The sequence below is a fragment of the Streptomyces shenzhenensis genome (genome assembly GCF_003688995.1).
GTDB lineage: Bacteria > Actinomycetota > Actinomycetes > Streptomycetales > Streptomycetaceae > Streptomyces > Streptomyces shenzhenensis_A.
Genome location: NZ_PENI01000046.1, coordinates 59,674 through 66,175, shown reverse-complemented (window position 1 = coordinate 66,175; position 6,502 = coordinate 59,674). Strand labels below are relative to the sequence as shown.

General features: G+C 67.9%; 6 protein-coding genes and 3 pseudogenes. 3 read left to right on the top strand and 6 right to left on the bottom strand.

Going from position 1 to position 6,502, the window contains the following annotated elements:
* Positions 1-85, bottom strand: a pseudogene (locus CTZ28_RS49085) (short-chain dehydrogenase); the annotation flags it as partial.
* A 113-nt stretch (positions 86-198) separates the two neighbouring features.
* Here CTZ28_RS49085 and CTZ28_RS42005 point away from each other — a divergent pair.
* Positions 199-1,158: an AraC family transcriptional regulator gene (locus CTZ28_RS42005; RefSeq protein ID WP_259472057.1), complete on the top strand. Its 960-nt coding sequence runs from the start codon at positions 199-201 to the stop codon at positions 1,156-1,158.
* A 29-nt stretch (positions 1,159-1,187) separates the two neighbouring features.
* Here the strand turns inward: CTZ28_RS42005 and CTZ28_RS42000 are convergent, their stop codons facing one another.
* The 4 genes and pseudogenes from CTZ28_RS42000 to CTZ28_RS49080 form a co-directional block, all read right to left on the bottom strand.
* Positions 1,188-2,123, bottom strand: a complete 936-nt coding sequence (locus CTZ28_RS42000; RefSeq protein WP_121895030.1) for an EamA family transporter — start codon at positions 2,121-2,123, stop codon at positions 1,188-1,190.
* 290 nt (positions 2,124-2,413) lie between these two features.
* On the bottom strand, positions 2,414-2,773 hold the full coding sequence (locus CTZ28_RS41995; protein ID WP_121895029.1) for an MmpS family transport accessory protein: 360 nt from the start codon (positions 2,771-2,773) through the stop codon (positions 2,414-2,416).
* A 79-nt stretch (positions 2,774-2,852) separates the two neighbouring features.
* Positions 2,853-3,515, bottom strand: a complete 663-nt coding sequence (locus tag CTZ28_RS50070) for a hypothetical protein (protein ID WP_147481275.1) — start codon at positions 3,513-3,515, stop codon at positions 2,853-2,855.
* Positions 3,512-4,249, bottom strand: a pseudogene (locus tag CTZ28_RS49080) (FAD-dependent monooxygenase). Before CTZ28_RS49080 ends, CTZ28_RS50070 begins: the two are co-directional and overlap by 4 nt.
* 432 nt (positions 4,250-4,681) lie before the next feature.
* Between CTZ28_RS49080 and CTZ28_RS41975 the strand changes: the two are divergent.
* Both CTZ28_RS41975 and CTZ28_RS41970 read left to right on the top strand, forming a co-directional pair.
* Positions 4,682-5,251 (top strand): TetR/AcrR family transcriptional regulator, encoded by a 570-nt coding sequence (locus CTZ28_RS41975; protein ID WP_121895025.1) that lies wholly within the window; start codon positions 4,682-4,684, stop codon positions 5,249-5,251.
* A gap of 95 nt (positions 5,252-5,346) precedes the next feature.
* A pseudogene (locus CTZ28_RS41970) lies at positions 5,347-5,799 on the top strand (transposase family protein); the annotation flags it as partial.
* Positions 5,800-5,990: 191 nt separating this feature from the next.
* On the opposite strand, the gene CTZ28_RS41965 reads toward CTZ28_RS41970, so the two are convergent.
* A complete protein-coding gene (locus tag CTZ28_RS41965) occupies positions 5,991-6,353 on the bottom strand; it encodes a MerR family transcriptional regulator (protein WP_121895023.1) in 363 nt (120 codons plus the stop codon).
* Positions 6,354-6,502 lie beyond the last annotated feature (149 nt).

The following is a 6,502-nucleotide window of genomic DNA, read 5'->3' as shown; positions in this document are numbered from 1 at the left end:
CGTCCGCCAGCCGAACGGCGGTCGCCAGACCGATACCGGCGCTGCCCCCGGTGACCACCGCCGTCTTGCCTTCCAGCTGTCCCATGTGGGTGTCTCCAAAACTTTCTCGTAGCCGATCCGTCCGACATCGATACTGCGGGAGATCGGGGATACTATCTCTGATGCAAAGTCCAGACTTCTTTACGCATCGTCCAGGAGGTGTCGTCGGTGCTCGGATTCCGGGATCCAGTGGCTGACGCGATCGGCCTGCTCCGGCCGCGCACGGTGATCGGGCCCAGTCTCCGGGCCGCGGGTGAGTGGGCGTTGCGCTTCGACACGTTCTTGCACGTGCGGATCGGTGGCCTCGTGCGCGGCACGTGCTGGTTGATCCTCGATGGGCACGAGCCGGTGCTCCTGCGAGAGGGTGACACCTTCATGCTGGGCAACCCGCCGCCCTACGTGCTGGCCAGCACGCTCGACGCGAGCCCGCGCCCTGCGGAGCAGGTGTGGGCGGGTGCCGAGGACGGGTTCGTGCGGATCGGCCCCGAGTCCGAGGAGGACCTCTACCTCTGCGTCGGGCACATCGCGTTCGACGACCAGAACGCGGCCCTCCTGACGGATCTTCTGCCGCCGCTGGTAACCGTCCACGTGGGCGATCCCCATGGCGGGCGGCTCGCGCAGCTGATCGATCTCCTGGCCACCGAGGTCGGGATCGCCGCCGCCGGCGGCCCACTGGTGCAGAACCACCTCGCACAGATCCTGCTCGTGCACATGCTGCGTGCTCACGCCGGTCAGACAGACCGGCCCACCGGCTGGCTCGGCGCCCTGAACGAGGACGGCATCGGTGCCGCCCTGCGTGCCGTGCACGCGGACGTGGCCCACTCCTGGAGCCTCAAGGAGCTCGCCGAGATCAGCCACATGTCGCGTTCCGCGTTCGCCCAGGCATTCAAGAGCCACGTCGGGGTCCCGCCGTTGGAGTACCTGATCCAATGGCGCATGAGCCTGGCGCGCGACGCCCTCGCCCGCGACACCCTGTCGATCTCCGAGCTCGCACGGGCCACGGGCTATCTGTCCGAGAGCGCGTTCAGCACCGCGTTCCGCCGGGTGGTCGGCTCATCGCCCGCACAGTTCCGGAACCAGGCACGGCAGCCGGCGCACTCAGCCGCGAACGGAATCTGAAGGAGGCGTCCTCAGCTCGGCTGCGCCGCTCACGCTGTTGGACGCCGCCGCGTACGTACTGCTTCAGGATGACCCGGCACGGTCGTCGTAGGTCCGGCAGCAGGCCGGCTTCTGGTGAGGAGGGTGGTGAAAACGGCGACGACGATGAGGGCGGTTCCGGCCAGGACATGGGGAGTGAGGGGTTCGTCCAGGAAGAGGACGCCGGACAGGACGGCGATCACCGGGGTGATGAAGGCGTAGCTCGTGGCCAAAGCCGGGCTGGTGTGGGCGGTGAGGTGGCGGTAGGCGGCCATCGCCAGAAGGGATCCGAAGACCACGAGGTAGGCGAGGGCGAAGACGGCACCCCAGGTCGGCCGCGGCGGTGAGGCAAACTCGCCCCGGACGGCGGCCGCCACCGCCAGTACCGCGCCGCCCGCGAGCATCTGCGCGGCTGGTCCACGCATTCCGGCAGAGTGGTCGTCCAGATGGGAGCCCAGTACCCAGCAGATGGCGGCCGGCAGGAGGATCGCTGCGCCCGTCAGCTCGCCGCGTCCGAGTCCGGCCGACAGCACGGCGACGCCCGCCAGGCCGAGCCAGACCCCCGCCCATTCCGCGCCGCGCGTCCGCCGTCCCCTTGCGGTGTTCAGCAACACGCTCCACAGCGGAACCGTGGCGATGAACAGGGCCGTCGTGCCCGAGTCGACATACTCCTCGGCCAACGCCACGCCGCCCATGCCCACGGAGAAGAGCAGCACCCCGACGAGCGTGGCTCGCCGTCGCCGAGGTGCCGTAAGCCGCGGCTCGTGGCGGCGTTCGGCCAAGCCCCACAGCAGCAGACCCGCTGTCAGAAACCGGACCGAGCTGAGCGTGAGGGGTTCCGTACCGCGCAGCCCGAACGCGATCGCCAGATAGGTTGTTCCCCATACCAGCCAGGTGATGGCGAGAGGAACGGCGGTTCCTCCGCACGCCGGTGACACGGATCTCATGGCGAGGAGCGGACTTCGGCCGGCCGATCAGCTGTGACGTTGTCGGGCCGGATCCAGGTTCGCTCGGCCATGTCGCTCACTTCGATCGCCATGTGACCTCCTCCTGGGGTCGATTCCGCTCGACTCGACGGGAGTTCTGTCAGTCAGGACGTACGTCACCTTAGCTCGCTTCAGTTGATGCATCAACTTCGCCCTCTGTGGCGTGAGTTCGCGTCGCTGACTTGCCCTCGGCTGCCGTGCACTACTGGCAGCAGTTCCATGAAGTCCGGTGTCGCTCCCGAGGAACGCACTCATTGCAGATTGACAAAGCATCCCACCGTGCCCTTGGCATCCGGCTTCCGCTGCTCGTCCTTGAGCTTCCCGTCGACGTAGATACGGCAGACTGTGCCCGGTGCCGCGTCGGTGACGGCGACGTCGTTGAAGCCATACCCGACGTTCTGGCTCTTGCTCCAGGGCAGCTTCACACCGTTCTCCGACTTGCCGTCATTGTCGCCGGAGAAGGCGTAGCTGATGTTACCGCTTCCCTCACCTATCACTTCGAGCTTGACGTCCCAGCTCCCTCCGAACACACCGCAGCCAGTGACGGCGGTCAACGACAGGGCTGAGGCTGTCAGCAGCAACTTGGCGAAGGGACTGGTCAGGGAGGGCATCACGGCAACTCCTGCAGGTAGGTGGTTTGCTTGTCGTGCATGACCTATCGTTCACGCACGACGGCCCGGCCCGGTTCGGTCAGAAGGTGGAATGTGAGGCCTGGAGGTCGGCCGAAAGTACGAAGCTCTCCTCGTCCTCCAAGGGCCGCTCAAGCTTCAGCCCATGGTCCGCATCCCTCACAGTCCTGCCGCCGGGGCCGAGCGTCATGATGGGGCTTGGCGCACTGCTGCTGTTGCCACCGCTCGTAGTGTGCTCCGTGCCGCTCTTCGTCGCGGTGATGCGGAAGACCAGCAACCGCAGGGCGCGTGTCCTCGCCAGGCGGGCAGTACGGCGGACTCGCAAGTCGGTTGTGGGCCGGGTCACTTCCGGTGGGTGGTGGCGAGGACGGAGGTGAGGTCGTTGACGAGCGCGGTGCCGTGGCTGTCGCCGCTCGCCCAGGCGACGTGACCGTCGGGGCGGATGAGGGTGGCGCGTATGCCTGCCCAGTCGGCCGGGAGCAGGTGGTGGTGCCGGTGTGCACGCGCAGCCGGGCCGGGCGAGGTGGCGGAGGGGTCGGTCCGGGCTGCTGGTGAGGTCGCGCAGCAAGTAGCTGTCGGCGCACAGTAAGGCGAACAGGCCGGTGTCGTCGACGGCGAGGGAACTGACCTGTGCGGCGAGTCGGTCGTTGAACTCGGGCAGATTGGTGGTCAGTTGGCTGAGCAGGCCGCGCAGGGCGAGCCCTTCCGGGGTGAAGGCGGTCATGAGGGCGACCTGGGCGCGGCTGCGACTCCGCCGGCGGGGAAGTGCTGGTGTGCGGCGTCGCAGGCGAGGAACACGCGGCCGTGCCGGTACTGGGTGGCCAGACGGGTGGCGTTGCCGAAGCGGGAGAGCCAGACAGGATGGCGCATGCCGAAGTCGGTCCCGGCCATGGTGATGGCGTTCTCGCGCAGCTCCTCCAGGGCCAGGTCGCCGGGCCAGGTGGTGGTGATGTCGCGGGGGACGATGCCGACGAGGCGGTGGAGGCCGCCGGACAGCGGGGCGGCCATCAGGGTGCCGGTCGGGCCGAAGTAGCTGTGGCCTGGGGCGGGGGCTCATCGAGGACGACGTCGCCGAGCCAGCCGAGCACGGTGGACGGAGTGCCGGGGAAGCTGATGCCGGCTGTTGTTGCGCACGGTGCTGTGTGCGCCGTCGCAGCCCACCAGGTAGGCCGCCTCGATCCGGGAAGGGCCGTCGGGGGTTCGGAGGTACACGCGGACCCGGTCGGGCCCCTCGCTCAGGCCGGTGACCTCGTGACCGCGCAGGATGGTCGCCCCCAGTTCGAGAGCCTGCTGCTCCAGCAGGGCCTCGGCGCGCTCCTGCGGCAAGGCGAGCGTATAGGGGAAGGGGCTGGGCAGGCGGCGGAAGTCCAGCCGGGAATCCAGTAGGCCGAACTGCCCGCCGGGCAGCGGCATTCCCTCGCTGATGAATGGGTGGTGCACGCCACTGCTGGAGCTCATGGCCGACGCGGTCGGGGGGCTGGTCCAGGAGGAACAGGCCGCGCCCGACCGGTTCGACGACCGGCTGGGCCCGGGCCGTGGACGCCGGCACGCACCCAGCACCGCACCGGGTCGTCGCGCACATGCGGCAGGATGCCTTCGAGGACCGCTTCACCTTCGGCCTGGAGGCGATCCTTGCCCGACTGCCCGAATAGGACCACTTCCTCGACACCACGGCCCACGGCAGCCGGCACAGGGTCTTCGAGGTCTCTCACCCATGACCGTTTGTGCGAGTCGCGGTTGCGGGGCCCGTACGTCCGCCTGCCTTGTGCCGCCGCCACGCTCACCGTCCCGCAGATTTCCCCGCGCCCTCGCTACGTCACTCTGCGATTTGCCGATGGCTTATAGGTATATGCATACTTGGCGTAGGATCTTTGAGGGTGAGTGATGGTTATGGTTCGGGCAGGACTGAGCCCGGAGCGGCTGACGCTCGCGGGTGCGGAGCTCGCCGATGAAGCTGGTTTCGACCAGGTGACCCTGTCGGCGCTCGCCAGGCGTTTCGACGTGAAGCCGGCGAGCCTGTACTCGCACCTGAAGAACTCCCACGAGCTCAAGACCCGGATCGCGCTGTTCGCGCTGAAGGAAATGGCCGACAGGGTCGCAGACGCCGTGGCAGGCCGCGCGGGCAAGGACGCTCTGACAGCCTTCGCGAACGCCTACCGGGACTACGCCCGCGCGCACCCCGGCCGGTACGAAGCAGCCCGATACCGACTGGACCCGCAGACCGCCGCAGCCAGCGCCGGCCCCAGGCACGCGCAGATGACGCGGGCGATCCTGCGCGGCTACGACCTGGCCGAACCGGACCAGACACACGCGGTCCGCATGCTGGGCAGTGTCTTCAACGGCTACGCCACCCTGGAGGCAGCCGGCGCCTTCGATCACACGGACATCGCCGCACAGGAATCCTGGGCATGGACCCTGGACGCACTCGACGCTGCACTGCGGAGACGGTCCGCCCCCTGACCTGCCATGTTTCTCCCGGTGACGGATCCTCACACCGACCCGACACCCCACCCGGAACCAAGAGGCTTGAGGCCATGAGCACCGTAGCTGGCGACTCCGACTCCCTCACCCCCCACGACCTGCGACACCCCGAGCTGACCGGCATGACCCGTGAACAGCTCAGCGACCTGACCCACACCCTGATTCCCCGGCTGGATGAGCACCGCGAGCGGGTCCGCCATGCAGCCCGCGGCGGACCACGCCGCGTCGCCCGCGGCTCAGGCCGCAAACCGACCCTCACACCCGCCGACCAGATCCTGGTCACCATCCTCTACCTGCGGAGACACTCCCGCCAGGAGCTCCTCGGCCGACTCTTCAACACCACCGCCATGACCATCAGCCGCGCAGTGAAAGGCGTCCGCCCGCTCCTCGAAGCCCACGATTTCACCGTCACCGCCTCCACGGCCCGATTCCGCACACCGGACGACATCACCGCGTTTCTCGACCCTGAGGCATGCAAGATCGAACCAGCATGTTCCTGCGGACCCGTAGGCGACCAGTCGAACTGACGGCCTGAAGGGTCCCTGCTGCCCAGGAGCGACAACCTCTGCGGCCGGGGGCGGGACCACCGACAGGTGATCAGCGGGCGACAGCCGGTATGCAGCGCATGGTCCTGCCCTATGGGCGGGGCCAACTCCCAACGGGGCCAAGGCATCGCCGCCGACGTGTCAACTGCCCACTCGGGCCGCAGCCCCCTGCTTCAGGATGAACTTCCTGTTCCGTCATGATTGCGCGCCTCGGTGATGCAGTCGTGCAGCCGCCTGCGCACGTTCCGCAGGTCCGTCATCTGTCGGTCGAGGCGGTCGCGTTCGGCCGCGAGCAGCTCCAGCAGTTCCGGTGACGCCCCACCGGAGTCAGCGAACGGCAGCACCTCGCGAATGGTTCTGCTGGTCAAGCCCATGGAGTAGAACTGTCGGATCAGCCTGACCCGTTCGACGGCATCGTCCGGATACCAGCGCTGGCCACCCGGATTTCGGGAGGATTGGAGCAAGTCCTGCTGCTCGTAGTAGCGCAGCGCCCTGACGCTTACGCCTGCCTTCGCGGTGACCTCGCCGATCCGCATCCCGACCTCCTGACTCGACTCCATGTCCCGCTTGCACCTGACGTCGGCGTCAGGTTTTAGCGTAACGGACACCGGTACGAACCATCCCGTCCGAGTTCCGGAGTACGCCTATGACCAGCACGTCTCCGACTGACTTCGCACGACCTCAG

Bases quoted from the DNA above. Each gene is read 5' to 3' on its own strand.
- CTZ28_RS42000 (WP_121895030.1), bottom strand. From the start codon at position 2,123: ATGAGATCCGTGTCACCGGCGTGCGGAGGAACCGCCGTTCCTCTCGCC.
- CTZ28_RS41995 (WP_121895029.1), bottom strand. From the start codon at position 2,773: ATGCCCTCCCTGACCAGTCCCTTCGCCAAGTTGCTGCTGACAGCCTCA.
- CTZ28_RS50070 (WP_147481275.1), bottom strand. From the start codon at position 3,515: ATGACCGCCTTCACCCCGGAAGGGCTCGCCCTGCGCGGCCTGCTCAGC.
- CTZ28_RS41975 (WP_121895025.1), top strand. From the start codon at position 4,682: ATGGTTCGGGCAGGACTGAGCCCGGAGCGGCTGACGCTCGCGGGTGCG.
- CTZ28_RS41965 (WP_121895023.1), bottom strand. From the start codon at position 6,353: ATGCGGATCGGCGAGGTCACCGCGAAGGCAGGCGTAAGCGTCAGGGCG.